This window comes from Enterobacter sp. 120016 (assembly GCF_018383635.1).
Taxonomy (GTDB): Bacteria; Pseudomonadota; Gammaproteobacteria; order Enterobacterales; family Enterobacteriaceae; genus Enterobacter; species Enterobacter asburiae_D.
The window spans coordinates 1-25,642 of record NZ_JAHAWC010000003.1 but is presented as its reverse complement, the minus strand read 5'-3'; the positions used below and the strand labels follow the sequence as shown (position 1 = coordinate 25,642).

At 56.0% G+C, this 25,642-nt stretch carries 22 protein-coding genes; 13 read left to right on the top strand and 9 right to left on the bottom strand.

What is annotated here, in order from left to right:
• Positions 1 to 2 precede the first annotated feature (2 nt).
• The 4 genes from nagZ (at position 3) to KIF87_RS06390 (ending at position 3,881) form a co-directional block, all read left to right on the top strand.
• On the top strand, positions 3 to 1,028 hold the full coding sequence (nagZ, locus tag KIF87_RS06405; RefSeq protein ID WP_213328422.1) for a beta-N-acetylhexosaminidase: 1,026 nt from the start codon (positions 3 to 5) through the stop codon (positions 1,026 to 1,028).
• A gap of 34 nt (positions 1,029 to 1,062) precedes the next feature.
• The gene (gene ycfP, locus KIF87_RS06400) at positions 1,063 to 1,605 is read left to right on the top strand and encodes an alpha/beta hydrolase YcfP (protein ID WP_047650880.1); all 543 of its coding nucleotides are present in this window, start codon (positions 1,063 to 1,065) and stop codon (positions 1,603 to 1,605) included.
• Positions 1,606 to 1,843: 238 nt separating this feature from the next.
• Positions 1,844 to 3,148: an NAD(P)/FAD-dependent oxidoreductase gene (locus tag KIF87_RS06395; RefSeq protein ID WP_213328245.1), complete on the top strand. Its 1,305-nt coding sequence runs from the start codon at positions 1,844 to 1,846 to the stop codon at positions 3,146 to 3,148.
• A gap of 193 nt (positions 3,149 to 3,341) precedes the next feature.
• Positions 3,342 to 3,881 carry a glycine zipper 2TM domain-containing protein gene (locus KIF87_RS06390; protein WP_008500779.1) on the top strand — a complete coding sequence of 180 codons (540 nt, stop codon included), beginning with the start codon at positions 3,342 to 3,344 and terminating at the stop codon, positions 3,879 to 3,881.
• A 59-nt stretch (positions 3,882 to 3,940) separates the two neighbouring features.
• On the opposite strand, the gene KIF87_RS06385 is transcribed toward KIF87_RS06390, so the two are convergent.
• On the bottom strand, positions 3,941 to 4,576 hold the full coding sequence (locus KIF87_RS06385; RefSeq protein ID WP_029739866.1) for a TetR/AcrR family transcriptional regulator: 636 nt from the start codon (positions 4,574 to 4,576) through the stop codon (positions 3,941 to 3,943).
• A gap of 244 nt (positions 4,577 to 4,820) precedes the next feature.
• Between KIF87_RS06385 and bhsA the strand changes: the two genes are divergently transcribed.
• Positions 4,821 to 5,078: a multiple stress resistance protein BhsA gene (gene bhsA / locus KIF87_RS06380; RefSeq protein ID WP_008500777.1), complete on the top strand. Its 258-nt coding sequence runs from the start codon at positions 4,821 to 4,823 to the stop codon at positions 5,076 to 5,078.
• A gap of 75 nt (positions 5,079 to 5,153) precedes the next feature.
• Here bhsA and ldtC read toward each other — a convergent pair whose 3' ends face one another.
• The 3 genes from ldtC to KIF87_RS06365 all read right to left on the bottom strand — a co-directional run bounded on the left by ldtC (position 5,154) and on the right by KIF87_RS06365 (position 10,937).
• Positions 5,154 to 6,119, bottom strand: a complete 966-nt coding sequence (ldtC, locus tag KIF87_RS06375) for a L,D-transpeptidase LdtC (RefSeq protein WP_202774403.1) — start codon at positions 6,117 to 6,119, stop codon at positions 5,154 to 5,156.
• A gap of 148 nt (positions 6,120 to 6,267) precedes the next feature.
• Positions 6,268 to 9,714 carry a transcription-repair coupling factor gene (gene mfd, locus KIF87_RS06370; RefSeq protein ID WP_213328244.1) on the bottom strand — a complete coding sequence of 1,149 codons (3,447 nt, stop codon included), beginning with the start codon at positions 9,712 to 9,714 and terminating at the stop codon, positions 6,268 to 6,270.
• A gap of 149 nt (positions 9,715 to 9,863) precedes the next feature.
• Entirely contained in the window at positions 9,864 to 10,937 is a 1,074-nt protein-coding gene (locus KIF87_RS06365; RefSeq protein WP_213328243.1) for an acyltransferase family protein, read from the bottom strand.
• A gap of 256 nt (positions 10,938 to 11,193) precedes the next feature.
• Here KIF87_RS06365 and lolC point away from each other — a divergent pair, with 256 nt between their 5' ends.
• The 5 genes from lolC to cobB are packed head-to-tail and all read left to right on the top strand — an operon-like array spanning position 11,194 to position 16,134.
• Positions 11,194 to 12,393: a lipoprotein-releasing ABC transporter permease subunit LolC gene (gene lolC / locus KIF87_RS06360; RefSeq protein WP_213328242.1), complete on the top strand. Its 1,200-nt coding sequence runs from the start codon at positions 11,194 to 11,196 to the stop codon at positions 12,391 to 12,393.
• Positions 12,386 to 13,087: a lipoprotein-releasing ABC transporter ATP-binding protein LolD gene (gene lolD / locus KIF87_RS06355; RefSeq protein WP_010429765.1), complete on the top strand. Its 702-nt coding sequence runs from the start codon at positions 12,386 to 12,388 to the stop codon at positions 13,085 to 13,087. Before lolC ends, lolD begins: the two co-directional genes overlap by 8 nt.
• The gene (gene lolE / locus KIF87_RS06350) at positions 13,087 to 14,331 is read left to right on the top strand and encodes a lipoprotein-releasing ABC transporter permease subunit LolE (protein ID WP_193939993.1); all 1,245 of its coding nucleotides are present in this window, start codon (positions 13,087 to 13,089) and stop codon (positions 14,329 to 14,331) included. The genes lolD and lolE overlap by 1 nt, the downstream gene beginning before the upstream one ends.
• A 55-nt stretch (positions 14,332 to 14,386) precedes the next feature.
• On the top strand, positions 14,387 to 15,298 hold the full coding sequence (nagK, locus tag KIF87_RS06345; RefSeq protein ID WP_213328241.1) for an N-acetylglucosamine kinase: 912 nt from the start codon (positions 14,387 to 14,389) through the stop codon (positions 15,296 to 15,298).
• A 14-nt stretch (positions 15,299 to 15,312) separates the two neighbouring features.
• Positions 15,313 to 16,134, top strand: coding sequence for a Sir2 family NAD+-dependent deacetylase (gene cobB, locus KIF87_RS06340; RefSeq protein ID WP_121425907.1), 822 nt, complete (start codon positions 15,313 to 15,315; stop codon positions 16,132 to 16,134).
• Positions 16,135 to 16,179: 45 nt separating this feature from the next.
• Here cobB and KIF87_RS06335 read toward each other — a convergent pair whose 3' ends face one another.
• Positions 16,180 to 18,111, bottom strand: coding sequence for a methyl-accepting chemotaxis protein (locus tag KIF87_RS06335; protein WP_213328240.1), 1,932 nt, complete (start codon positions 18,109 to 18,111; stop codon positions 16,180 to 16,182).
• A 238-nt stretch (positions 18,112 to 18,349) separates the two neighbouring features.
• Between KIF87_RS06335 and KIF87_RS06330 the strand changes: the two genes are divergently transcribed.
• On the top strand, positions 18,350 to 19,579 hold the full coding sequence (locus KIF87_RS06330; protein WP_213328239.1) for an EAL and HDOD domain-containing protein: 1,230 nt from the start codon (positions 18,350 to 18,352) through the stop codon (positions 19,577 to 19,579).
• Between the two features lie 47 nt (positions 19,580 to 19,626).
• Here KIF87_RS06330 and potD read toward each other — a convergent pair whose 3' ends face one another.
• From potD to potA, 4 genes are read right to left on the bottom strand one after another with little or no spacing between them, the layout of a single operon-like run.
• Entirely contained in the window at positions 19,627 to 20,661 is a 1,035-nt protein-coding gene (potD, locus tag KIF87_RS06325) for a spermidine/putrescine ABC transporter substrate-binding protein PotD (RefSeq protein ID WP_213328238.1), read from the bottom strand.
• The gene (gene potC / locus KIF87_RS06320; protein ID WP_213328237.1) at positions 20,658 to 21,449 is read right to left on the bottom strand and encodes a spermidine/putrescine ABC transporter permease PotC; all 792 of its coding nucleotides are present in this window, start codon (positions 21,447 to 21,449) and stop codon (positions 20,658 to 20,660) included. Before potC ends, potD begins: the two co-directional genes overlap by 4 nt.
• A complete protein-coding gene (potB, locus tag KIF87_RS06315; RefSeq protein ID WP_213328236.1) occupies positions 21,446 to 22,303 on the bottom strand; it encodes a spermidine/putrescine ABC transporter permease PotB in 858 nt (285 codons plus the stop codon). Before potB ends, potC begins: the two co-directional genes overlap by 4 nt.
• Positions 22,287 to 23,435 carry a spermidine/putrescine ABC transporter ATP-binding protein PotA gene (potA, locus tag KIF87_RS06310; protein WP_201283091.1) on the bottom strand — a complete coding sequence of 383 codons (1,149 nt, stop codon included), beginning with the start codon at positions 23,433 to 23,435 and terminating at the stop codon, positions 22,287 to 22,289. Before potA ends, potB begins: the two co-directional genes overlap by 17 nt.
• A gap of 237 nt (positions 23,436 to 23,672) precedes the next feature.
• Between potA and pepT the strand changes: the two genes are divergently transcribed.
• Together pepT and KIF87_RS06300 are read left to right on the top strand one after the other, a co-directional pair.
• On the top strand, positions 23,673 to 24,896 hold the full coding sequence (pepT, locus tag KIF87_RS06305) for a peptidase T (RefSeq protein ID WP_121425914.1): 1,224 nt from the start codon (positions 23,673 to 23,675) through the stop codon (positions 24,894 to 24,896).
• Between the two features lie 96 nt (positions 24,897 to 24,992).
• Positions 24,993 to 25,484 carry an REP-associated tyrosine transposase gene (locus tag KIF87_RS06300; protein ID WP_213328235.1) on the top strand — a complete coding sequence of 164 codons (492 nt, stop codon included), beginning with the start codon at positions 24,993 to 24,995 and terminating at the stop codon, positions 25,482 to 25,484.
• Positions 25,485 to 25,642: the final 158 nt, after the last annotated feature.

Here is a 25,642-nt window from a genome sequence, read left to right as displayed (position 1 = left end):
ATGTGGGTCCAGTCATGTTGGATGTAGAAGGGTTTGAGCTGGATGCGGAGGAGCGTGAAATTCTGGCGCATCCGCTGGTGGGTGGCCTGATCCTGTTTACCCGCAACTATCACGATCCGGCGCAGCTGCGTGAGCTGGTGCGTCAGATCCGCGCCGCGTCGCGCAATCATCTGGTGGTGGCCGTCGATCAGGAAGGCGGACGCGTGCAGCGTTTTCGCGAAGGGTTTACCCGCCTGCCCGCCGCCCAGTCTTTTGCCGCGCTGCTGGGCACGGAAGAGGGTGGAAAACTGGCGCAGGAGGCCGGCTGGCTGATGGCCAGCGAAATGATTGCCATGGATATCGACATCAGCTTTGCCCCGGTGCTGGATGTAGGGCATATCAGCGCTGCCATTGGCGAGCGCTCATACCATGAAGATCCGCGTATTGCGCTGGCAGTAGCGACCCGGTTCATCGACGGCATGCACGATGCCGGGATGAAAACCACCGGGAAACACTTCCCGGGGCACGGGGCGGTGACGGCGGATTCTCACAAAGAGACCCCGCGCGATCCGCGCCCGGAAGCGGAGATCCGCGCCAAAGATATGTCGGTTTTCCAGTCGCTTATCACCGATAACAAGCTGGATGCCATTATGCCCGCGCACGTCATTTACAGCGACGTCGACCCGCGTCCGGCGAGCGGTTCTCCGCACTGGCTGAAAACCGTTCTGCGTCAGGAGCTGGGTTTCAACGGCGTGATTTTCTCTGACGATTTATCGATGGAAGGGGCAGCGATTATGGGCAGCTACGCTGAACGCGGTCAGGCATCGCTGGATGCAGGTTGCGATATGATCCTGGTCTGCAATAATCGTAAAGGTGCCGTTAGCGTGCTTGATAACCTGTCGCCGATCAATGCAGAGCGTGTTACACAATTGTATCATAAAGGTTCATTTAGCCGTCAGGAGCTGATGGATTCGGCGCGCTGGAAGACGGTCAACGCCCGGCTTGAAGACCTGAATGAGCGCTGGCAGGCACATAAAGCCAGCCTGTAAACCCTCCCGGAAGGCGTAGCGTGGTGAGAAGACGATGATCATCTATTTACACGGTTTTGACTCAAACAGTCCTGGTAATCATGAGAAGGTGCTGCAGCTGCAGTTTATCGATCCGGATGTACGGTTGATCAGCTACAGCACGCGCCATCCGAAGCATGATATGCAGCATCTTCTCAAAGAGGTGGATAAGATGTTGCAGCTCAACGTCGACGATCGCCCGTTGATCTGCGGCGTGGGGCTGGGCGGCTACTGGGCGGAGCGCATTGGCTTCCTGTGCGACATTCGCCAGGTGGTGTTCAATCCTAACCTGTTCCCGAACGAGAACATGGAAGGCAAAATTGACCGCCCGGAAGAGTATGTCGATATTGCGACCAAGTGCGTCAGCAATTTTCGTGAGAAAAACCGCGACCGCTGCCTGGCGATCCTTTCCCGTAATGATGAAGCGCTCAACAGCCATCGGGCAGCAGAACTGCTGCATCATTACTATGAGATCGTCTGGGACGAAGAACAGACCCACAAGTTCAAAAACATCTCTCCGCATCTGCAGCGTATCAAAGCGTTTAAAACGCTGGGTTAACTCTATACCCACAGGCATCAAAGCCCGGCCGCGAAAGCGTTCCGGGCTTTCTTTTTGACCAGAATTGTCTACTTTTAAGCCATCAAAACTTGATGCATATCAATTTTGGTATGACCAATGCGCCTGACGTGTTATTCTCAATGCACCTGAATGGTTTCAGTGCTGTAACCTGTTGTTAATTAAGGGTTATTTTTATAACTTTTAATTAACAATTGGTTAATAATTTGAGGGGGTCACGTTGACTACGCCATTGAAAAAGATAGTGATTGTAGGCGGTGGTGCTGGCGGGCTGGAGCTGGCTACACAGCTGGGCAAGAAGCTGGGTCGCGGTAAAAAAGCCAAAATTACGCTGGTGGATCGTAACCACAGCCACCTGTGGAAACCGCTGCTGCACGAAGTGGCGACCGGCTCTCTGGATGAGGGCGTGGACGCGCTCAGCTATCTGGCGCACGCGCGCAACCATCATTTCCAGTTCCAGCTGGGCTCGGTGGTGGACATCAACCGTGAAAGCAAAACCATCACCCTGGCAGAGCTGCGCGATGAAAAAGGGGAGCTGCTGGTTCCCGAGCGTAAACTGGCGTACGACACGCTGGTCATGGCGCTGGGCAGTACCTCCAACGATTTCAACACGCCGGGCGTGAAAGAGCACTGTATCTTCCTCGATAACCCGCACCAGGCGCGCCGTTTCCATCAGGAAATGCTGAACCTGTTCCTGAAGTACACCAGCAATATGGGTGCGAACGGTAAGGTGAATATCGCCATTGTCGGCGGCGGCGCGACCGGCGTTGAGCTGTCTGCGGAGCTGCACAATGCGGTGAAACAGCTGCACAGCTACGGTTATAAAGGGTTAACTAACGAAGCGCTGAACGTCACGCTGGTTGAAGCCGGTGAACGCATCCTGCCTGCGCTGCCTCCGCGAATTTCCGGTGCGGCGCACAATGAGCTCACCAAGCTGGGCGTGCGGGTGCTGACGCAAACCATGGTGACCAGCGCCGACGAAGGCGGTCTGCACACCAAAGACGGCGAGTATATTAAAGCAGATCTGATGGTCTGGGCGGCAGGTATCAAAGCGCCTGACTTTATGAAAGAGATCGGCGGTCTGGAAACGAACCGCATTAACCAGCTGGTAACCGAGCCAACGCTGCAAACCACGCGTGACCCTGAAATCTTTGCTATCGGTGACTGTGCCTCCTGCGCGCGTCCTGAAGGTGGATTCGTGCCGCCGCGCGCGCAGGCCGCTCACCAGATGGCAAGCCTGGTGCTGCACAACATTCTGGCGCAGTACAAAGCCAAGCCAATGAAAGCCTATGTCTACAAAGACCACGGTTCACTGGTGTCGCTGTCAAACTTCTCTACCGTCGGCAGCCTGATGGGCAACCTGATGCGCGGCTCAATGATGGTAGAAGGGCGCATTGCCCGCTTCGTGTATATTTCCCTGTACCGTATGCACCAGATTGCGCTGCACGGCTACTTCAAAACCGGGCTGATGATGCTGGTGGGCAGAATCAACCGCGTGATCCGTCCGCGTCTGAAGCTGCACTAATCTTCCACTCCCTCCGGGCCCTCCGGAGGGAGTTTTTAGCATTTCATGCTGTGGATCACAGTTTGACTGCTTAAGAGTTCTCCTAAATACAATATATCTCCTCTCAACGCCCCTTTTTTGATCCTTTATCTTATTGGCGAAGCGTCGCCTCCATTGCAAAATTGTTACCAATAGCAACAAAGGAGGAAGTCCCGTGAATAAATCAATGTTGGCGGGTATAGGGATTGGCGTCGCGGCTGCGTTAGGTGTGGCTGCCGTTGCCAGTCTCAACGTATTAGATCGCGGCCCGCAGTATGCACAGGTGGTTTCTGCTACACCGATTAAAGAAACCGTGAAAACCCCTCGTCAGGAGTGCCGCAACGTCTCCGTGACGCACCGTCGTCCTGTACAGGATGAAAACCGCATTGCCGGTTCTGTTCTGGGTGCAGTAGCGGGTGGCGTTATTGGTCACCAGTTTGGCGGCGGCCGGGGTAAAGACGTGGCGACCGTGGTCGGCGCGCTGGGTGGCGGCTATGCCGGTAACCAGGTGCAGGGCGCGATGCAGGATAATGATACCTACACCACGACTCAGCAACGCTGCAAAACCGTCTATGACAAGTCGGAAAAAATGCTGGGCTATGACGTGACGTACAAAATTGGCGATCAGCAGGGCAAAATCCGCATGGATAAAGACCCGGGCACGCAAATTCCACTGGATGGAAACGGCCAGCTGGTTCTGAATAACAAAGTGTAAAAAAGATGTTCTCTGAATTTAGCTCCTCATGCGCTCAGGCTGAGGAGCTTTTTTTTACGTCAGATTTTCAGTAGCTCAGGCCACAGCCGCAGTGTGGTTTCGCTAATATGCTGCAGTTTTTCCAGCGTGGCCCCTTCACGGGCGCTGATCGACATCCCCTGCAAAATACAGCTCAGGTATTGCGCCAGTAGCTGAGGGTTGCATTGCGCGGGGATTTCACCGCGCTGTTGGCGCTGAGCCAGAAATGCGCTGAGCGTCTCCTCCTGCATCGCATGCCGCGATTTCACCGTATTGGCAATCTCTTTGGAGGACGCCGCAAGGGTGGCAGAGGTGTTAATCATAAAGCAGCCCGCAGGCGTCTCTTTACTGGTGAAACAGGTCGCGACGGCGGTGAAATAGTCGCGAAGCGCCTGTTCAACGCTTTTCTCTTCACAGAACAGCTGGGCTTCGTGTTTCGCCGCAAAGCGCGAAATGTATCTGTCCAGCACCGCCCTGAACAGCCCCTCTTTATTGGTAAATTCGGCATACAGCGTCGGCGCTTTGGCTCCGGTGGCTTCTACCAGATCGGAAAGCGAGGTTGCTTCATACCCATGTTGCCAGAAGAGAGTCATGGCCTTATCAAGCGCTGCATCCCTGTCAAACACTTTTGGTCGGCCACGGCTTTTCTTCGCACAACTCGTGACATCGGTTGTCATTTGCCGGTGGTCCTCTGTTGGTTTGGTGAATGACCATTATAAAAATAAACGCAACCCACCACCAGTGCAGAATGCTTAAAAATAAATTAATCATATATGTATGAAAAATAACAATTTTAAAATTAAGTTAACGCTCGTTATAAAATTATGTTGACGCGTGACCTGGATCACATTTATGATTTACCTATCGATCGTTAACTAAATGATTAGCGACCTCCAAATTCATCTGCTAAAGGTAAACATCATGAAAAACGTAAAAACCCTCATCGCTGCCGCTGTCCTGAGTTCACTCTCTTTCGCAAGCTTTGCTGCTGTACAAGTGCAATCTACGCCTGTTGACCAGCATAAAGTCGGGACAATCTCTGCTTCTGCCGGTACTAACCTGGGTTCCCTGGAAGATCAGCTGGCACAAAAAGCGCAAGAGATGGGTGCAAAATCTTACCGCATCACCTCCGTGACCGGTCCTAACACCCTGCACGGCACGGCTGTCATCTACAAATAAGCCGGGCATAAACCCTCATTTATGCCACTGCAATTAAAAACGCCCTGCTCAGCAGGGCGTTTTTTTATTTCTGATTTACATCGACTGCTGGACGACGTCGTGATGCCGGGTGACATCGGTCGGCATGCCTGACCGCGCTTCCATCGCGCGCTCCATCACCACGCTATTGGTATTGGCATTCGTTTTGAAGCTCACCATCGCGGCATTCAGGTTAATGGGCAGCGTCTGCGGATCGTCGCCAATGTTTTTCGATAACGGCTGATGAATCTCAACCAGCCGCACGCCGCCGGGCTCTTCTGAAACTTTAATCGGCGTATTGATAATATTTACTTTGGTTCCCGGCGTAACGACGTTAAACAGCGTTTTGATATCGTCATCGCGCAGACGAATACAGCCGGAGCTGACGCGCATACCGATGCCAAAGTCCGCATTCGTTCCGTGCAGCAGGTAAACACCGCCGTATGCTGCCAGGCGGATCGCGTGGTGCCCCATCGGGTTATCCGGGCCTGCCGGCACCACGGCAGGAAGATCGATCCCCTGGGCCTTATAGCGGGCACGAATGTTGGCCGTCGGGGTCCAGGTTGGATTCGCGCGTTTATCCGAGACGGTGGTGACCATCGTCGGCGTCAGCGTGTCGCCGCCCAGCTGGCCAATACCGATAGGGTAGACGGTTACTTCGTTTTTACCCGGCGGGTAATAGTACAGGCGCAGCTCGGCGAGGTTTATCACCATACCCTCGCGCGGGGCGTCCGGCAGGATAGTCTGTAACGGGATGGTCAATACGCTGCCCGCGCGCGGGACATACGGATCGACGCCGGGGTTCGCCTGCAGCAGGGCCAGAAAACCGACGTTATATTTTTTGGCAATCGCTTCCAGAGAACCACCGTTGTTTTCAACCACATGAAAGCGGTTTTCACCCACCACCTTGCTGCCGGGAGGGGGAAGGGGCCAGGTGTTTGCCCGAGCGGGAAGCGCAACCGCAATGGTGGCTGCCAGCGCAAACAGGGTCATCCAGCGAGTAAAACGCGAAGAGGTCATCATCACCATAATCCATGTAAATGATAAGGTTATTGTTTTGTAAGGGGTTAAACATAATTATGGCGAATGGGTGTGTCGGGAAGATCGGGTGAAGTGCAAAGAGTTTGTAAATTGTCCCCCCGTAGCGCTGGGCTAACAGGGGGAAGGGAGGTTATGCGATCGCGTTCTCTTCCAGCTGGCGCATGAAGTTACGCACCCAGTCCATACGGGTTTTGCGCTCCGTCAGCTCCTGGGTAAATTTCAGACGGGTTGGGCCATCAAGACGGAAATGCTGCGGCTGTTTTTGCAGCAGGCCGATCAGCCACATCGGGTTGACGTGATTCTTCTCGGCGAATTCGATCACGCCGCCTTTTTCATTGCCTTCGAGCTTGCGAATCCCCAGCTTTTGCGCCTGCTGGCGCAGTCTCGCGATGTCCAGCAAATTTCTCGCCGCATCGGGCAGCAGGCCAAAGCGATCGATCAGCTCAACCTTGATCTCTTCCAGCTCGTTCTCCTTCTTCGCGCTGGCGATGCGTTTGTAGAATGAGAGGCGGGTATTCACGTCCGGAATGAAATCGTCCGGCAGCAGGGAAGGCATACGCAGCTCGACCTCGGTCTGCTGGCTGGTGAGATCTTCCAGCGACGGCTCGCGCCCGGCCTTCAGGGCATCGACCGCGTTCTCCAGCAGTTCCATATAGAGCGAGAAGCCGATGGTTTCCATGGAGCCGCTCTGGTCTTCACCCAGCAGCTCGCCGGCACCGCGGATCTCAAGATCGTGCGTGGCCAGCGCAAAGCCTGCGCCGAGGTCTTCCAGCGAGGCGATGGCTTCCAGGCGCTTTTGCGCGTCGGTGGTCATCGCTTTCGGATGCGGCGTCAGCAGCCAGGCGTACGCCTGATGGTGCGAACGCCCGACGCGGCCGCGCAGCTGGTGAAGCTGCGCCAGACCAAAGTGATCCGCACGTTCAATGATGATGGTGTTCGCCGTTGGAATGTCGATCCCGGTCTCAATGATGGTGGTGCACACCAGCACGTTAAAGCGCTGGTGGTGGAAGTCGTTCATCACCCGTTCCAGCTCGCGCTCGCGCATCTGCCCGTGACCGATAGCAATGCGCGCTTCCGGTACCAGCTCCGCCAGCCTGTCTGCCGCTTTCTGGATATTTTCCACGTCGTTGTAGAGGTAGTAGACCTGTCCCCCACGAAGCACTTCACGCAGAATGGCCTCACGCACCACCAGATTATCGTACTCGCGGACAAAGGTTTTCACCGCCAGACGGCGCGCCGGCGGCGTGGCGATAATCGACAGATCGCGCATGCCGCTCATCGCCATGTTCAGGGTTCGCGGGATTGGCGTTGCGGTTAGGGTGAGGATATCGACGTCGGCGCGCATCGCTTTGATGCGTTCTTTATGACGCACCCCGAAGCGGTGCTCTTCGTCGACGATCAGCAGCCCCAGATCTTTCCACTTCACGTCGCTTTGCAGCAGCTTGTGGGTGCCGATCAGAATATCGATTTTGCCTTCGCTGGCCTGTTCGAGGATCTGGATCTGCTCTTTAGTACTGCGAAAACGCGAGAGCATCTCGATACGTACCGGCCAGTTGGCGAAACGGTCGCGGAAGTTGTCGAAGTGCTGCTGAGCGAGCAGGGTAGTCGGCACCAGCACCGCAACCTGCTTGTTGTTTTCCACCGCAAGGAAGGCGGCGCGCATCGCCACTTCGGTTTTACCGAAGCCGACGTCGCCGCAGACTAAGCGGTCCATGGCCAGCGGCTGGCACATGTCGCTCAGCACGGCGTTGATGGCCTGGGCCTGATCCGGCGTGGTTTCAAACGGGAAGCTGTCGCAGAACAGCTGGTACTGTTCTTTATCATGCTTAAAGGCGAAGCCCTGTTTGGCCGCGCGCTGGGCGTAGATATCCAGCAGCTCGGCCGCCACGTCGCGCACTTTTTCCGCCGCCTTCTGGCGCGCGCGCGCCCAGGCATCGCCGCCCAGCTTGTGCAGCGGCGCATTGTCTTCGGCACCGCCCGCGTAGCGGCTGATCAGATGCAGGGACGATACCGGGACATACAGTTTGGCGTCGTTAGCGTAGGTCAGCATCAGGTATTCACCTTTGATGCCGCCCGCTTCCAGCGTGGTCATCCCCTGATAGCGCCCAACGCCATGTTCCAGGTGGACAATCGGCTGGCCAGGATGCAGCTCGGCCAGGTTACGGATCAGCGTGTCCGGGTTGATGGTCCGACGGCTGTCCTGACGGCGACGCGCGACGCGCTCACCCAGCAGGTCGCTTTCGCAAATCAGCGCCAGGTTGTTGAGCGTGTCGATGAACCCGTGCTCGGCGGCGCCAATCATCAGGTAACGACCGTTTCCGGTCGCTTCGCTCAGACGCAGGATGCGCTTCGGCGCCACCTTAATGCGTCCCAGCAGCTCGCCTAAAGCTTCACGGCGGCCTTCACTCTCAACGGAGAACACCACCGGGCCGGTAAAGGACTCCAGGAACTTGCGCAGATTATCCAGCGGGGATTTCTGCTGCGCCTGAACGGCCAGGTCCGGCAGCGTCCGGAAGGCGAGGTTGGTGTTGGCGGCCTTATCGGCAAGCGAATCGGTTTTCAGCTGCATGCGCGGCCAGCGCTTCAGCTCGGCGTTGAGCTCGTCGGTGCGCAGCCACAGCGCTTCCGGCGGCAGCAGCGGACGCATCGGGTCAACGCCACGGTTTTCAAAACGGGCGCGGGTTTCGCTTTCAAAGCGGCTGGCGCTGGCGTCGATATCCCCGGTGTTAACAATCAGCGTGTTCGCCGGGAAGTAGCTGAACAGGGCAGGCAGCGGCTCGTTGAAGAACAGCGGCTGCCAGTATTCGATCCCGGCAGGAAGCGTGCCTTTACTGACCTGCTGATAAATATGTTCCGCGTCGCGCTTCACCTCGAACTTATCGCGCCACTGGCTGCGGAACAGTTCGATAGCGGTTTTGTCCGTGGGGAACTCATGCGCGGGCAGCAGGTTGATGGACTCCACTTCTTCCAGCGTGCGCTGCGTGTCGGCGTCGAACACGCGCAGGCTGTCGATTTCATCATCGAAAAAGTCCAGACGATACGGCTGGTCGCTGCCCATTGGATAAAGGTCGAGCAGCGCGCCACGGGTGGCGTATTCCCCGTGCTCCATCACCTGGTCGACGTGACGATAGCCGGCACCGTCAAGCTGCGCGCGCAGGGCATCACGGGACAGGCGCTGGCCTTTTTTCATCACCAGCGCGTGACCGTGCAGATAGCTGTGCGGACAGACGCGCTGCATCAGGGTATTTACCGGCACAATCAGCACGCCGCGCTGCATGGTCGGGAGTTGATAGAGCGTCGACAGGCGCGATGAGATAATCTCCTGATGCGGAGAGAAGCTGTCATACGGCAGCGTCTCCCAGTCGGCCAGGCTGAACACCAGGCTATCGGTGAACTGGCGAATTTCATCGTGCAGGCGCAGGGCGTTTTGCATATCCGGGGCAACCAGAATCACCGGGCCTGGATGACGCTCGGCGATTTCCGCCACCAGCGTGGCGCACGCCGCGCCCGTGAGTTCACCCAGCTGGCGCTGGTCGCCCGCTTTGACAGGTAATGAATAACGATAGTGTTCAGGCATGGCTATGTCAGAGTCTCTTATGGATATACCAACAGTATTGGGGCATATCACTGATACGCAATGTCTTTATTATCCTCGATCGTTTTACATAAGCAAATCGTAACCGCACGGCAGGGCTAAACGCCCCCGAAACGGGGGCGGAGAGGGCATTAACGCGTTGAAGGTGACAGGGGCAGCGTAGACGGAGGAGAGAAGAAAACGTCCCCAAACAGCGCGGTAGAGATTTTACGCACCCCGAGCCCGGCAAGGGTACAGATAAGCAGGCTGACAAACGGGTAGACCAGAATTAAGCACAGCTCTGCCCAGACCGGCCAGTAAGCGGCATTCATCTCGCCAATCAGGAACAGGCTAAAGGCCTCAATCAGGATTCGGTGGGTGGTATAAATCGCAATGGTGTTTGAGCCAATCACATTCAGCAGATTGTTCGGGTGAACGGCATAGCGCTGCTCGAGGCTGTAGAACAGCTTCATGATCAGCACAATCGACAGCAATGAGAGCAGCAGCGGAACGTTAGCAAACCACAGCACCACGGAGACGGCGGCGAAAGCGCCGGTTGCCAGCCAGATGCGGCGCAGGTTGACGCTTTTCATCCACGCCATCAGCTCTGCGCCATACCACGCCCCGAGGCTGTAGTAGATCATGTTGCGTACTACGCTATTCATTCCCCACCACGGCAGCGGCAGGAAGTTAATCGCGATGCTTGCCAGCGCCAGCAGTGCCAGTACCGGCAGCTTCCAGCGGCTCAGCAGTTTACACAGCGTGAAGTAGACCACCAGAGCATACAGATACCACAGGCTGGTGCTGGCGGTGATCATCCCCAGCACAAAGCCTGAGAACGAGTCGGCGTAGGCCGCGTTCGACGAGGTGGCAAGCTCACGCTCGGGTGCCAGCCAGGCGTTCAGGTGGGTCAACGCCTGCCATTGCAGAACGCCCCACAGCGCCAGAACCCAGACAATGCTCCAGATCCGTTTGTCGAGACTGGTTCGCCAGTCCACCTCGTCAATATAACGACGGATCAGATAGCCGGAGATAAAGAAGAAGACCGGCATACGAAACGGTGCGAGATAGAGGTTAAAATAGACCCAGCATTTGGCGAGAAGGCCGGAGAGCGGGTGTTGCAGCCCAATCAGATGCGGATAAAACGTGATAACCGAATGGTAGATAACCACCAGGCAGATACACAGCCCTTTTATCTGGTTAATCCATAATGCTTTTTGCTTCATTGTTCGCCACTACCTTATTGCCATAAACGAACGAGCAATTGTTGTAAAACGAAACCAGGATGTAATGGGTAACAGTCTGTATCAGGAGGTTTTTCGGAAAAGGTGGAGGTTGCGAGGTGAGTATTCAGACAATAGCACCCTGATTTATCTGAATTTTTCGGAAAAATGATTACCAAAGCTTACTGTTTCAGTCATTTACGCTTAACGGATTCGCTTATATACTCGTGGGTCTGCTATCAGCAAACAGACGGATTTCATGTATCAACCTGTCGCACTCTTCATAGGCTTACGTTACATGCGTGGGCGCGCCGCGGACCGCTTCGGTCGCTTTGTCTCCTGGCTTTCGACTATTGGCATTACGCTTGGCGTGATGGCACTGGTGACGGTGCTTTCCGTCATGAATGGCTTCGAACGCGAGCTGCAAAACAACATCCTGGGGCTGATGCCGCAGGCCGTTCTCTCATCATCCAACGGTTCGGTTAACCCGCAACAGCTGCCGGAAAGCGCGGCGAAGTTACAGGGCGTCACGCGCGTTGCGCCGTTGACGACCGGCGACGTGGTGCTGCAAAGCGCCCGCAGCGTGGCGGTCGGCGTGATGCTGGGTATTGACCCGGCGCAAAACGATCCGCTGACGCCGTATCTGGTTAACGTGAAGCAGACCGATCTGGAAGCCGGAAAATACAACGTGATTCTGGGTGAGCAGCTTGCCGGCCAGCTTGGCGTCAACCGTGGCGACCAGCTGCGCGTGATGGTGCCTTCTGCCAGCCAGTTTACGCCGATGGGGCGCCTGCCAAGCCAGCGCCTGTTCAACGTGATTGGTACCTTTGCCGCCAACAGCGAAGTCGATGGCTACCAGATGCTGGTTAACATTCAGGATGCATCACGCCTGATGCGCTACCCGGCAGGGAACATCACCGGCTGGCGCCTGTGGCTCGATGCGCCGCTGAAGGTCGATACCCTCAGCCAGCAAAAACTGCCGGACGGCACCAAATGGCAGGACTGGCGCGAGCGCAAAGGCGAATTGTTCCAGGCCGTGCGGATGGAAAAAAACATGATGGGGCTGCTGCTGAGCCTGATCGTGGCCGTGGCCGCATTCAACATCATTACCTCGCTGGGCCTGATGGTGATGGAGAAGCAGGGCGAAGTCGCCATTCTGCAAACCCAGGGGCTCACGCCGCGCCAGATCATGGCGGTGTTTATGGTGCAGGGGGCCAGTGCCGGTATCATCGGCGCGCTGCTCGGTGCCGTGCTGGGGGCATTGCTTGCCAGCCAGCTTAATAACTTAATGCCGATCATCGGCGCGCTGCTTGACGGCGCGGCGCTGCCGGTGGCTATCGAGCCGCTGCAGGTGGTCGGTATTGCGCTGGTCGCGATGGCCATTGCGCTGCTTTCTACGCTTTATCCTTCCTGGCGCGCCGCCGCCACTCAACCCGCTGAGGCTTTACGTTATGAATAAGATCCTGTTGCAATGCGACAACCTGTCCAAACGCTATCAGGAAGGCACTGTGCAAACCGACGTGCTGCACAATGTGAGCTTTAGCGTGGGTGAAGGCGAGATGATGGCGATTGTCGGCAGCTCCGGCTCGGGCAAAAGTACGCTGCTGCATCTGCTGGGCGGGCTGGATACGCCAACCGAAGGCGACGTGATTTTCTCCGGCCAGCCGATGAGCAAAATGTCCTCCGCGGCGAAGGCCGAGCTGCGCAACCGCGAGCTGGGCTTTATCTACCAGTTCCACCACCTGCTGCCGGATTTCACGGCGCTGGAAAACGTGGCGATGCCGCTGCTGATTGGCAAAAAGAAACCGGCAGAAATTAACGCTCGCGCCAGCGACATGCTGAAAGCGGTAGGGCTGGGCCATCGCGGTAACCATCGTCCCTCTGAGCTTTCCGGCGGCGAGCGCCAGCGCGTGGCGATTGCCCGTGCGCTGGTCAACAACCCGCGTCTGGTGCTGGCAGATGAGCCTACCGGCAACCTGGATGCCCGCAATGCGGACAGTATTTTCCAGCTTCTGGGCGAGCTGAACGCTTCGCAGGGTACCGCGTTTTTGGTCGTGACCCACGATCTGCAGCTGGCAAAACGCATGGGGCGTCAGCTTGAGATGCGCGACGGCCATCTGAACGCGGAACTGACCCTGATGGGAGCAGAGTAATGGCGTCACCGTTATCGTTACTCATCGGTTTACGTTTTAGCCGCGGCCGCCGTCGCGGCGGCATGGTGTCGCTGATCTCCGTCATCTCGACCATCGGTATTGCGCTGGGCGTGGCGGTGCTGATTGTGGGCTTAAGCGCCATGAACGGCTTTGAACGCGAGCTGAATAACCGCATTCTGGCAGTGGTGCCGCACGGGGAGATCGAGCCGGTTAACCAGCCGTGGACGAACTGGAGCGATGCGCTCAACAAAGTTGAAAAAGTGCCGGGCATTGCCGCGGCCGCGCCCTACATCAACTTTACCGGGCTGGTGGAGAGCGGGGTAAACCTGCGCGCCATTCAGGTGAAAGGGGTCAACCCCGTCCAGGAAGCGCGTCTCAGCGCGCTGCCAAACTATGTGCAGAACGGCGCGTGGGCCAACTTTAAGGCCGGTGAGCAGCAGATCATCATGGGTAAAGGCGTTGCCGATGCCCTGAAGGTGAAGCAGGGCGACTGGGTGTCAATCATGATCCCGAACGCCAGCGCCGACCACAAGCTGCAGCAGCCTAAGCGCGTGCGCCTGCACGTCACCGGTATTCTTCAGCTGAGCGGTCAGCTCGATCACAGCTTCGCCATGGTGCCGATGGAAGATGCGCGCCAGTATCTCGATATGGGCGACAGCGTGACGGGTATTGCCATTAAGGTGAACGACGTCTTTAACGCCAACAGGCTGGTCCGCGACGCGGGCAGCGTGACCAATAACTATGTCTACATCAAAAGCTGGATCGGCACTTACGGGTATATGTACCGTGATATCCAGATGATCCGCGCCATTATGTATCTGGCGATGGTGCTGGTGATTGGTGTGGCGTGCTTTAATATCGTCTCGACGCTGGTGATGGCGGTCAAGGACAAGAGCGGCGACATCGCCGTGCTGCGTACGCTGGGGGCGAAAGACGGTCTTATTCGCGCCATCTTCGTCTGGTACGGTTTGCTGGCAGGGCTGTTTGGCAGCCTGTGCGGCGTGGTGATTGGCGTGGTGGTTTCCCTGCAGCTGACCCCAATTATCAACGGGATCGAAAAGCTTATCGGCCACCAGTTCCTGTCGGGTGATATCTATTTTATTGACTTCCTGCCGTCTGAACTGCACTGGCTGGATGTTTTTTATGTGCTGGTTACAGCACTTTTACTGAGTCTGCTGGCAAGCTGGTATCCGGCGCGTCGCGCAAGCCGAATTGATCCGGCGAGGGTATTAAGTGGCCAGTAATTACGTCATGGTGTAGCGGTCCTGAGGCCGCTATGTCAGAAAGAGGAATGCGTTTATGTATTATGGATTTGATATTGGCGGCACCAAGATTGCGCTCGGCGTGTTTGATAAAGACCTCAAGCTGCAGTGTGAAACCCGCGTTCCCACGCCGCGCGAAAGCTACGACGAATTTTTAACCGCGATTGCCGCGCTGGTGGCGCAAGCCGATGAACGCTTTGGCGTGAAAGGCAGCGTCGGCATCGGCATTCCTGGGATGCCCGAAACCGACGACGGCACGCTGTATGCAGCCAACGTGCCTGCCGCCAGCGGTAAACCTCTCCGCGCCGATCTCTCTGCCCTCCTTGAACGCGACGTGCGTTTAGACAACGATGCCAACTGCTTTGCGCTCTCCGAAGCCTGGGATGATGAATTCCGCCACTATCCGCTGGTGATGGGGCTGATCCTCGGTACCGGCGTCGGCGGGGGGATTGTCATCAACGGTAAGCCCATTACCGGGCGCAGCTACATCACCGGAGAGTTTGGCCATATCCGTCTGCCGGTGGACGCGCTGGCGGTTGTGGGGCGTGATTTTCCGCTGACCCGCTGCGGCTGCGGCCAGCACGGCTGTATTGAGAACTACCTCTCAGGGCGCGGATTTGCATGGCTTTACGAACACTTCTATCATCAGAAACTTGAGGCCCCTCAAATCATTACCCTGTGGGAGCAAGGGGATGCGCAGGCGAGTGAGCACGTCGAGCGCTATCTGGATCTGCTGGCGGTGTGTCTGGGAAATATTCTCACCATCGTCGACCCGGATCTGCTGGTGATCGGGGGAGGGCTTTCAAACTTTACCGCGATTACGGAACGGTTGTCCGGGCGTTTGCCCCGTCATTTATTGCCGGTTGCCCGCGTGCCGCGTATTGAACGCGCGCGACACGGGGACGCAGGAGGCATGCGCGGAGCCGCATTCCTTCATCTCACCGATTAGTTTACGAGGTTTCTATGCTGTCGCGTCGCCAGGGTCGACTCAGCCGTTTTCGCAAAAACAAACGCCGCTTACGTGAGCGCTTGCGCCAGCGGATCTTTTTCAGAGACAGAATGATGCCAGAAGCGATGGATAAACCCAGAGTGGTGGTGCTGACCGGGGCGGGGATCTCCGCCGAGTCAGGAATTCGAACCTTCCGCGCGGCGGACGGGCTGTGGGAAGAGCACCGCGTGGAGGATGTGGCTACGCCGGAAGGCTTTGCCCGCGACCCGGATCTCGTGCAGGCGTTTTACAACGCCCGCCGTCGTCAGCTTCAGCAGCCTGAAGTTGCGCCGAATGCGGCGCATCTGGCGCTGGCAAAGCTGGAAGAGGAGCTCGGCGATCGTTTTCTGCTGGTAACGCAGAATATCGACAACCTGCACGAGCGGGCCGGTAACAAGAACATCATCCACATGCACGGCGAGCTGCTCAAGGTTCGCTGCGCCTGGAGCGGCCAGGTGCTGGACTGGAAAGAAGACGTGCTGCCAGAGGATAAGTGTCACTGCTGCCAGTTCCCGTCGCGCCTGCGTCCGCACGTGGTCTGGTTCGGCGAAATGCCGCTGGGAATGGATGAGATCTACAGCGCCCTGGCGATGGCAGACGTGTTTATTGCCATCGGCACATCCGGTCATGTTTACCCGGCGGCGGGGTTTGTCCACGAAGCGCGACTGCACGGTGCGCATACGGTTGAACTGAACCTTGAGCCAAGCCAGGTAGGCAGCGAGTTTGAAGAGAAACACTACGGCCTGGCAAGCACGGTCGTCCCGGAGTTTGTCGACAAGCTGCTGAAAGGGCTGTAGCGGTAAGAAAGAAAACAGGCACCCGTCAAGCGGGTGCCCGTTTAGTTATGAATGGAAGAACGCCAGCGTCTTCTCCAGCGATTTAGCCTGCTCATCCAGCGAGAGTGCTGCCGCGGAGATCTGCTGAACCAGAGAGGCGTTCTGCTGGGTTGTACTGTCCATCTGGTTAACGGCAGTGCTCACCTGGCTAATTCCCCGATTCTGCTCGTCCAGCGCCTGAACGATATCGTTAATGACCAGATGCACATGCGATACCGCTTCAATCACCTGTTTCATCATCACCCCGGTTTCATTGACCAGCTCAACGCCTTTGCTTACGCGGCCTGAGGACTCGGCAATCAGCTGAGAGATCTCTTTTGCCGCGTTGGCGCTTCGCTGGGCAAGATTGCGCACTTCCCCTGCGACAACCGCGAAGCCGCGCCCCTGTTCGCCAGCCCGCGCCGCTTCAACGGCAGCATTCAGCGCCAGGATATTGGTCTGGAAGGCGATGCCATCGACAATGCTGTTAATCTCACCGATCTTACGCGCGCTCTCGTCAATCTCCCCAATCACCACGACCACGTCGTTTACCAGCGTTTCGCCATGCCCGGCGAGGCTCGCGGCGCGATCGGTCAGCATTGTCGCCTTATGGGCGTTGTCGGCGTTATTTTTCACCGTGACCGAAATCTCTTCCATGCTGGCTGCCGTTTCAACAATTGCAGCCGCCTGTTCTTCGGTTCGCGAGGCGAGGTCAAGGTTGCCCGCCGAAATTTCGCTGGTGCCGCCGTGCACGGAATGGCTGGCTTCGCTGATATTGTCGACGATGCGCTTGAGCTGCATCTGCATGGTGTGTAGGGCATAAAAAATGCTGTGGGTATCCCCGGAACGCACCGGGATGGTGTTGTTCAGATCCCCCCGGGCAACGGCCAGGGCGATCCCGGCGGCTTCCGAAGGTTCACCCCCCACCGGACGGTCTACTTTGCGGGTAAAGATCTGCGCCATCACCAGGCTAACCGCCACGATGCTTAACACCATCAGGACGATGGCTTTCAGTAAAAATGCGCGCGCTTCGGCCATCACTTCGCTGACCGGGGTGATAATGGCGAGTTTCCACGGCGTCTGGCTATTACCGACGGCGATGTCCTGCCAGGTGATAAACACGTCCTCCTTCAGCAGCGGATCGTTTACCCGGGTGACGTCATGACCGGTAATCTGACCGGCGTAAGGCTTGCCTGCCGCGCGCTTGTCCGGGCTGGATACTACGTTATTACCCGCGGAGAGGAGCAGGGCGTAGCCTGTGCCGTTCCACGGTTTAATCGCTCCAATGGTCGATTGCAGCGTGGCGAGGGAGAAGTCAGAGGTGACCGATCCCAGAAACTGACCGTCGCGCATGATGGGGGCGGCAATCGAGGTGAGCATCACGTCCACGCCGTTGTAGGGATAAATATAGGGCTCGATGATCACATCTTTATGCCGTTGTTTCGGCAGCAGATAGTAATCACCGCTGCCGGGGGTTTCGATGTCCGTCAGCAGGTGTAATGCCGGTTTGCCGGTGGCGTCCCGGTCAACGTAGCGGGCGTAGCGCCCGGCAGGATCTTCACCGCTCTGACCGGCCCAGGCGGCATCTTTATCGTCGAACGCGTTGGGCTCAAAGGCCATCGACATAGAGAGAAACTGTGGATGAGCCGACAGATAGTGAATGAGCAGCTGGTTCAGGCTCTGGCGATCGGATACGCCCGCCTCGCGCAGCGCCAGGGCGCTGTTGCCCATGTCCCGGGCGGCAGTCAGGGCAGAATCAAGCTGTTTGCTGACCTGCAACGATTGCACCTCGGCAATCTGGCGGATATGTTTTTTGGCCAGAACCTCCTGCTGCGCTATCCACTGCCACATCATAAACCCGATTGTTGCCGTAAAGCCCACCGTCACGGTGAGGAAAATGGACAATAGCATCAACGTCTTGACTCTTATTTTTTGTCTTCGGACCATGGCGTCTTTCATTCTCTTCTCCCGTAATATTGTGCATGTCGGGCAGGCACATATTCCTTATCGGATATTTTTTCCTCTTTCTGTAGATCGCCAGGTATATTTAATTTAAATCCTGAACATATAAATCCCGTTAATTAGTGTGGATGCTTTTATTTTGTGCATTCAATCAAAATAGTGCTCGATAATGCTCGTTATCGTCGTGTAGAAAGAGGATGCTAATAAATAATAAAGTTGTAGAGGAGGATGGGATATGTACGGATTTATTGCGCGACAACCCATTTTTAACCCTGAAATGAATACGGTGGCCTATGAACTGCTCTTCAGAGATGGGATGACAAACCGTTTTCCGGACGTGTCGGCGGAATATGCCACCTCCAGAATGATATCAGATCAGTTTTTATGCGTGCCGTCCCAGCGCATCGCCGGGGCGCATACGTCGTTTATTAATTTCCCTTCGCGAATGGTCATTGACCGCAGCGGAGAAGCGCTGGATAAAGAGAGCGTGGTCATTGAGATCCTTGAAGATGCTGTGCCAGGGGCTGAACTGCTGCAGGCGGTCAGGGAGATGAATGCGCACGGCTATCAGTTTGCGCTTGATGATTTCACCCTTGCACCTGAATGGGATGCTTTTTTACCCTATATTTCTATACTGAAATTCGACGTCAGGAATTATTCCTTAGCGCAAATTAAAGCGTATCTGAAAGAGCGTAAACATCTGACCGGGCATATTAAATATCTCGCTGAAAAAATTGAGACTAAAGAGGAATTCAACCAATACAGGGAAGAGGGATTCTCGCTGTTTCAGGGCTATTTTTTCTGCCGTCCGGAGGTCATTAAATATAAACGGCTATCGCAAAATCAGCTGGCGATTTTTCGGCTGCAAATGGAGGTTGGGCGCAATAAGCCTGATTTTCGGATCGTCGAGTCGTTGATTAAAACCGACCTCACGCTGTCCTATAAAATCATGCGCTACATGAAGCACACCGCATTTAAACATATCGGGGCCTGTAATTTCAGTAAGTTAACCCTGAGCGAAGTGCTCAGATACCTCGGGGAAAACCAGCTGAGGCGGTTTGTTGCGGTCGTGGTCCTCGCCAGTGCGGGCAATGACACCGTCAGCGAGCTTTACCCGTTGAGTATGATGCGCGGCAAGTTCTGTGAGCTGATAGCTGAGACGATGAAAGAACCGGCGCTGGCTGAGAATGCCTTCATGTGTGGCCTGTTTTCTCTGCTCGATACCCTCCTTGAGCTGCCGATGGCCGAGTTGATGAAGCAAATTGCGGTGCCGCAGAGCGTGAGCAACGCGCTGTGCCACCAGGAGGGACGGTTAGCCGATATGGTGAGCCTTTGCCGTTACTATGAGCAGCAGCAGTGGGACGAGGCGACCAGAGTTCGTCAGGCGCTGGGTCTGTCGGATGAGGAGGTGGTTGAGGCGATGAGAAAGGCGACGGTCTGGGCCGGGGAGAATGCGGTCAGTTAATCCTTCCTCACGCCGTACGGGCGGCGCGAGGAAGAACGCGATACCGTTTATCGGCCCGCTTTCAATTTCTGATAATACTCTTCGTAGAGGCGGCTGGCGTCACCGACATCGTTCTGCCATTCACCCTTGCTGATGGTTTCGGCATCCGGATAGAGCGATTTATCGTTAGCTACCTCAGGCTTCAGCAGCTTGCGTGCGGCGAGGTTTGGCGTGGGGTAGCCTATCGTCTCGGCAACCTGTTTCGCCACGTCAGGGCGCAGCAGGAAGTTAATCAGCTTAAGCGCGCCATCCACGTTTTTCGCGTTGGCCGGAATCGACAGACTATCCATCCAGAAGATCCCGCCTTCTTTCGGCCAGACCACCTCAAGCGGCGTACCGGCCTGGCGGGCCACGTACGCGGAGCCGTTCCACACCATCCCCAGATTCACTTCGCCTTCCATATACGGGTTAGCCGGGTTATCAGAGTTGAACGCCGCCACGTTAGGCATCAGCTTTTTCAGCTCGTTATACGCGGCTTCAATCTCTTTCGGATCCGTCGTGTTGCCCGAATAGCCCAGCTTGCGCAGCGCCACCTGGAACACTTCACGCGCGTCGTCGGTTAACAGCAGGCTTCCTTTGTATTCCGGCTTCCACAGGTCGGCCCAGCTCGTCACCGTTTTCGGATCGACGGCCTCGCTGTTAACGCCAATCGCGGTCGCACCCCAGATATACGGAATGGAGTAGTCGTTATTCGGGTCGAACGGCTTGTTGAGCATCTCCGGATCGAGGTTTGAAAAATGGGTCAGCTTCGTTTTATCGATCTTCTGGATCATGCCCTCTTTGCGCATTTTGTCGACAAAGTAGGTGGAAGGAACGACCAGATCGTACGCGCCGTCTTTGTAGGTTTTCAGCTTGGCGTACATGGTTTCATTCGACTCGTAGGTCGAGTAGATCACCTTGATGCCCGTCTCCTTCGTGAACTGTTCCAGCAGGCCCGGCGGCACGTATTCGGTCCAGTTGTAGAAGTAGAGCGTTTTACCGTCATCAGCGTGCGCGGCACCCATGCCAAGCACCAGCGCCGCAGCGGCGAGCATTTTTTTCATTTCATTGTCCCCTGAGATTTTGTTTTATCACGAGCAATAACCTGGCTGGCGATCACCAGAACCAGCGACAATACCAGCAGAATGGTCGCCAGCGCGTTCACCTCCGGTGAGACGCCGACTTTCACCATTGAATAGATCTTCAACGGCAGAATTTCATAGCTCGGACCGGTGACGAAAGAGGACACGACCACGTCATCCATCGACAGGGTGAAGCTAAGCAGCCATCCGGCCGCCACGGCAGGCATCGCCAGCGGCAGGATAATTTTACGCAGGATGGTCATCTCGCTGGCGCCCAGATCTTTCGCCGCCTCCAGCATGCGCACGTCGAACCCTTTTAGACGCGCGAAGACGGTCACCACCACAAACGGCAGGCAAAAGGTGATATGGGAAAACAGCAGCGACCAGAAGCCAAGCTGTACGCCCAGCAGCATAAACAGCACAAGCAGCGAAATGGCCATCACGATGTCCGGTGACATCATCACCACAAACAGCATGCCGCTGACGAACGGTTTGCCGCGAAAGCGATAGCGGTACAGCGCTACGGCGGTGAGCGAGCCAATGAGCGTCGCGAAGGTGGCGGAGACGATCGCCATCGTCAGCGAGTGCTGAGCGGCCTGCAGCAGGCTGTCATTGTTCATCAGCAGGCTGTACCAGCTGGTCGTAAACCCTTGCCAGTTAATCCCGAACCGCGAGCTGTTAAACGAGTTCACGATCAGAATAACGATCGGGATATAGAGATAGGCATAGATGGCGGTCATAAAACCGCCGCGAAGCAGTCGACCGATCATTCGAGTTCCACCTTTTTGTTCAGCAGGCGTGAGGCGCGCCAGTAGACCAGCAGCATCAGGCCCATTACCACCGTCAGCGTAATGCTGGTGGCCGAGCCGAACGGCCAGTCGCGGATGTTGAGGAACTGGCTCTTGATGACGTTACCGATCAGCAGGTTTTTCGCGCCGCCCATCAGATCCGACACATAGAACAAGCCCATCGCCGGGAGCATCACCAGCAGACAGCCCGCGATAATGCCGGGCATCGTCAGCGGAATAATGATGCGAAGAAAGGTTTGCAGCCTGTTGGCACCCAGATCTTTTGCCGCTTCCAGCAGCGGTTTATCCAGCTTCTCAATGCTGGAGTAGAGCGGCATCACCATAAACGGCAGCAGGATGTAGACCAGGCCGATAATGACCGCGCTCGGGGTAAACATGATGCGGATCGGCGTATCAATCACCCCCAGCCACAGCAGAAACTCATTGAGATAGCCCTTTGTGCTGAGGAAGATCTTCAGGCCATAAATACGGATGAGCGAGTTCGTCCAGAAGGGAACGATCAGTAAAAACAGCAGTAGAGGCCGCACCTTTTGCGGCAGGCCCGCGAGGAACCATGCGAAGGGATAACCCAGCACCAGACAGGCAAGGGTGGCAATCAGCGCCATATTGAGCGAGTGCAGCAGCACGTCAAAATAGAGCGGATCGAGCAGGCGCGCGTAGTTGTCCAGCGTAAAGACCAGCGAAACGAAGCTAGCGTCGTCGCGGGTCAGGAAGCTGGTGGCAACGATCATCAGGTTGGGTAAAAAGACAAACAGCACAAGCCAACCGACGATCGTGGCGATCACCACATTCTGGAATTTACTTGTGTTCTTCATCAGCCAGCACAACCTCCCAGCTTTCTACCCAGTTGATAACCATTTTCTGGTCGAGAGAGTGGTCGAAGTCAGGGTCGTCTTCGTTAAAGAATTCGCTGACCATCACCATTTTGCCGTTCTCCAACTCGACAACGGACTCCAGCGTCATCCCTTTGTAGTTGCGCTCGCGGATATAGCCGATTAACCCTTCGGCCTCGGTATTGCCGTGAATTTCATCGACGCGCAGATCTTCCGGGCGCAGCAGAACGTTGAGCTTTTGTCCCTTTTCGACGGGGAAAGTCACCGTGATGTTGCACTCGCGTCCTTCGACGCTGGCGCGCACGCGCTGGTCGTCCAGACGCTCAATCACCGTGGCGTCGAAGATATTGATCTCGCCAATGAAGCTGGCAACAAACAGATTCTTCGGCTCTTCGTAGATTTCGCGAGGCGTGCCGTCCTGCTCGATTTTGCCGTCGCGCATCACCACGATGCGGTCAGACATGGTCAGGGCCTCTTCCTGATCGTGGGTGACGAAGACAAAGGTAATGCCGAGCTTGCGCTGCAGGGCTTTGAGCTCGTTCTGCATCTGCTTGCGCAGCTTGTAATCCAGCGCCGAGAGGGATTCATCCAGCAGGAGCAGGCGAGGCTTGTTGACGACGGCGCGGGCGATGGCAACGCGCTGCTGCTGGCCGCCGGAAAGCTGATGGGGTTTACGCTGGGCAAACGTCTCAAGCTGCACCATGCGCAGGGCGTCGGTGACGCGCGGTTCGATCTCGCTCGCCGGGGTTTTTTGCATCCGCAGACCAAACGCCACGTTTTCAAACACGGTCATGTGCGGGAACAGGGCATAGCTCTGAAAGACGGTATTGACGTGGCGATCTTCGGCGGGAACCCGGGTGATGTCCTGGTTCTCAAGATGGATATGGCCGTTATCGACGCTTTCCAGCCCGGCGATAAGGCGCAGTACGGTTGTTTTGCCGCAGCCAGAGGGGCCAAGCAGCGTCAGAAACTCACCGTCATTGATGGTGAGAGTGAGGTCGGAAATAACATCTTTGCCATCAAAACTTTTACGAATTCGTTCCAGTTGCACCAGCGGTGAACGTGAACGGGATTGTGTATTCAATTTTTGCGCTGTCCCATATAGACGCCTCAGGCAGCAGACTGAAGCGGGGTTTGTGTGTAACCACCTTGGTGACTCGTAATGAGGGCGGACATTCTACGGCAATCCCCCGCAATCGCCAATCCTTGTCACTGATTCATAAGCTACATTTATTAACGCATAACGATATAAACGGAAAATATTCTCGTTTGCGGGATAAAAGTGACCTGACGCAATATTTGCGTTTTGATGCTTATTGATAATGTTGTCACAAAAAGTGAGGGTGACTGCATGGATAAATTACTTGAGCGTTTTTTACAGTACGTTTCGCTGGATACCCAATCTAAGCCGGGTGTTCGCCAGGTGCCGAGCACCGAAGGCCAGTGGAAGTTGTTAAACCTGCTCAAAGAGCAGCTTGACGCCATGGGGCTGGTCAACGTCACGTTAAGCGAGAAAGGCACTGTGATGGGAACGCTGCCGGCGAATGTTCAGGGTGATATTCCGGCGATTGGCTTTATCTCCCATGTCGACACCTCTCCGGATTTTAGCGGTAAACATGTGAACCCGCAGATTGTGGAAAACTACCGCGGCGGCGACATTGCGCTGGGTATTGGCGACGAAGTGCTCTCGCCCGTGATGTTCCCGGTGCTGCACCAGCTGCTGGGCCAGACGCTGATCACCACCGACGGCAAAACGCTGCTGGGGGCGGATGACAAGGCGGGCATTGCGGAGATCATGACCGCGCTGGCGGTGCTGAAAGAGAAAAATATCCCGCATGGGGATATCCGCGTGGCCTTTACGCCGGACGAAGAGGTCGGCAAGGGCGCGAAGCACTTCGACGTGGAAGCCTTTAACGCGCAGTGGGCCTATACCGTTGACGGCGGCGGCGTCGGTGAACTGGAGTATGAAAACTTCAACGCCGCGTCCGTCACGATCAAAATTGTCGGCAACAACGTTCACCCCGGTTCGGCGAAAGGCGTCATGGTGAACGCGCTGTCGCTGGCGTCACGCATTCATGCGGAAGTCCCGGCGGAAGAGAGCCCTGAACAGACCGACGGGTATGAAGGGTTCTATCACCTGACCAGCATCAAAGGCACCGTGGACAGCGCGCAGATGCACTACATCATCCGCGATTTCGACCGCAAAGCCTTTGAGGCGCGCAAGCGTAAGATGATGGAGATCGCCAAGAAGGTCGGTAAAGGGTTACACCCTGATTGCTATATTGAGCTGATCATAGAGGACAGCTATTACAACATGCGCGAGAAGGTGATGGCGCATCCGCACATTCTCGATATCGCCCAGCAGGCGATGCGCGACTGTGATATTGAACCGCAGCTTAAGCCGATCCGCGGCGGCACCGACGGTTCTCAGCTGTCGTTTATGGGGCTGCCGTGCCCGAACCTGTTTACCGGTGGCTATAACTATCATGGCAAGCATGAGTTTGTGACGCTGGAAGGGATGGAAAAAGCGGTGAAGGTGATTGTGCGGATAGCTGAACTGACGGCAAAACGCTGAGAAAACGCCCGGTGGCGCTTCGCTTACCGGGCCTACATTCGGATCGTAGGCCGGGTAAGGCGTAGCCGCCACCCGGCATTAAGGCAAGGAATGCCCATGTCAAATTATCGTCGCCACTACGTCCCGGGTGGAACCTGGTTCTTCACCGTCAATCTGCAAAACCGCCAGAGCGATTTGCTTACCCGTCATATCGACAGCCTGCGTGCTGCCACCTCAACGGTTAAACATGCAAAGCCATTTACTATCAACGCATGGGTAATCCTTCCTGAACATATGCACTGTATCTGGACCTTACTGGAAGGCGACAGTGACTTTTCGGCCCGCTGGCGCGACATCAAAAAGACATTTAGCCGCAACATCGAAATGCGCCATATCTGGCAGCCACGCTTCTGGGAGCACACCGTCCGTAACGAAGAGGACTACCGGCGGCATATGGATTACGTCTACATCAATCCGGTGAAGCATGGCTATGTCAGCAAAGTCAGCGACTGGCCGTATTCAACGTTTCATCGCGATGTACGGGAGGGGTTGTATCCGGTGGATTGGGCGGGAGAGATCGAGGATTTTGCAGCGGGGGAGCGGAAGTAAAAAGCCGGGTGGCGGCTACGCCTTACCCGGCCTACATTCGGATCGTAGGCCCGGTAAGCGAAGGGTATGAACCGGAAACATGGGTAACACTTTAGACCGGATACATGGGTAACAGTTATAACTGGCATAGAAGAGGAGACTCGCTATGCCCTGGACTG

Bases quoted from the DNA above. Each gene is read 5' to 3' on its own strand.
- ycfP (WP_047650880.1), top strand. From the start codon at position 1,063: ATGATCATCTATTTACACGGTTTTGACTCAAACAGTCCTGGTAATCAT.
- KIF87_RS06385 (WP_029739866.1), bottom strand. From the start codon at position 4,576: ATGACAACCGATGTCACGAGTTGTGCGAAGAAAAGCCGTGGCCGACCA.
- bhsA (WP_008500777.1), top strand. From the start codon at position 4,821: ATGAAAAACGTAAAAACCCTCATCGCTGCCGCTGTCCTGAGTTCACTC.
- ldtC (WP_202774403.1), bottom strand. From the start codon at position 6,119: ATGATGACCTCTTCGCGTTTTACTCGCTGGATGACCCTGTTTGCGCTG.
- mfd (WP_213328244.1), bottom strand. From the start codon at position 9,714: ATGCCTGAACACTATCGTTATTCATTACCTGTCAAAGCGGGCGACCAG.
- KIF87_RS06365 (WP_213328243.1), bottom strand. From the start codon at position 10,937: ATGAAGCAAAAAGCATTATGGATTAACCAGATAAAAGGGCTGTGTATC.
- lolC (WP_213328242.1), top strand. From the start codon at position 11,194: ATGTATCAACCTGTCGCACTCTTCATAGGCTTACGTTACATGCGTGGG.
- lolD (WP_010429765.1), top strand. From the start codon at position 12,386: ATGAATAAGATCCTGTTGCAATGCGACAACCTGTCCAAACGCTATCAG.
- lolE (WP_193939993.1), top strand. From the start codon at position 13,087: ATGGCGTCACCGTTATCGTTACTCATCGGTTTACGTTTTAGCCGCGGC.
- nagK (WP_213328241.1), top strand. From the start codon at position 14,387: ATGTATTATGGATTTGATATTGGCGGCACCAAGATTGCGCTCGGCGTG.
- cobB (WP_121425907.1), top strand. From the start codon at position 15,313: ATGCTGTCGCGTCGCCAGGGTCGACTCAGCCGTTTTCGCAAAAACAAA.
- KIF87_RS06335 (WP_213328240.1), bottom strand. From the start codon at position 18,111: ATGAAAGACGCCATGGTCCGAAGACAAAAAATAAGAGTCAAGACGTTG.
- KIF87_RS06330 (WP_213328239.1), top strand. From the start codon at position 18,350: ATGTACGGATTTATTGCGCGACAACCCATTTTTAACCCTGAAATGAAT.
- potD (WP_213328238.1), bottom strand. From the start codon at position 20,661: ATGAAAAAAATGCTCGCCGCTGCGGCGCTGGTGCTTGGCATGGGTGCC.
- potC (WP_213328237.1), bottom strand. From the start codon at position 21,449: ATGATCGGTCGACTGCTTCGCGGCGGTTTTATGACCGCCATCTATGCC.
- potB (WP_213328236.1), bottom strand. From the start codon at position 22,303: ATGAAGAACACAAGTAAATTCCAGAATGTGGTGATCGCCACGATCGTC.
- pepT (WP_121425914.1), top strand. From the start codon at position 23,673: ATGGATAAATTACTTGAGCGTTTTTTACAGTACGTTTCGCTGGATACC.
- KIF87_RS06300 (WP_213328235.1), top strand. From the start codon at position 24,993: ATGTCAAATTATCGTCGCCACTACGTCCCGGGTGGAACCTGGTTCTTC.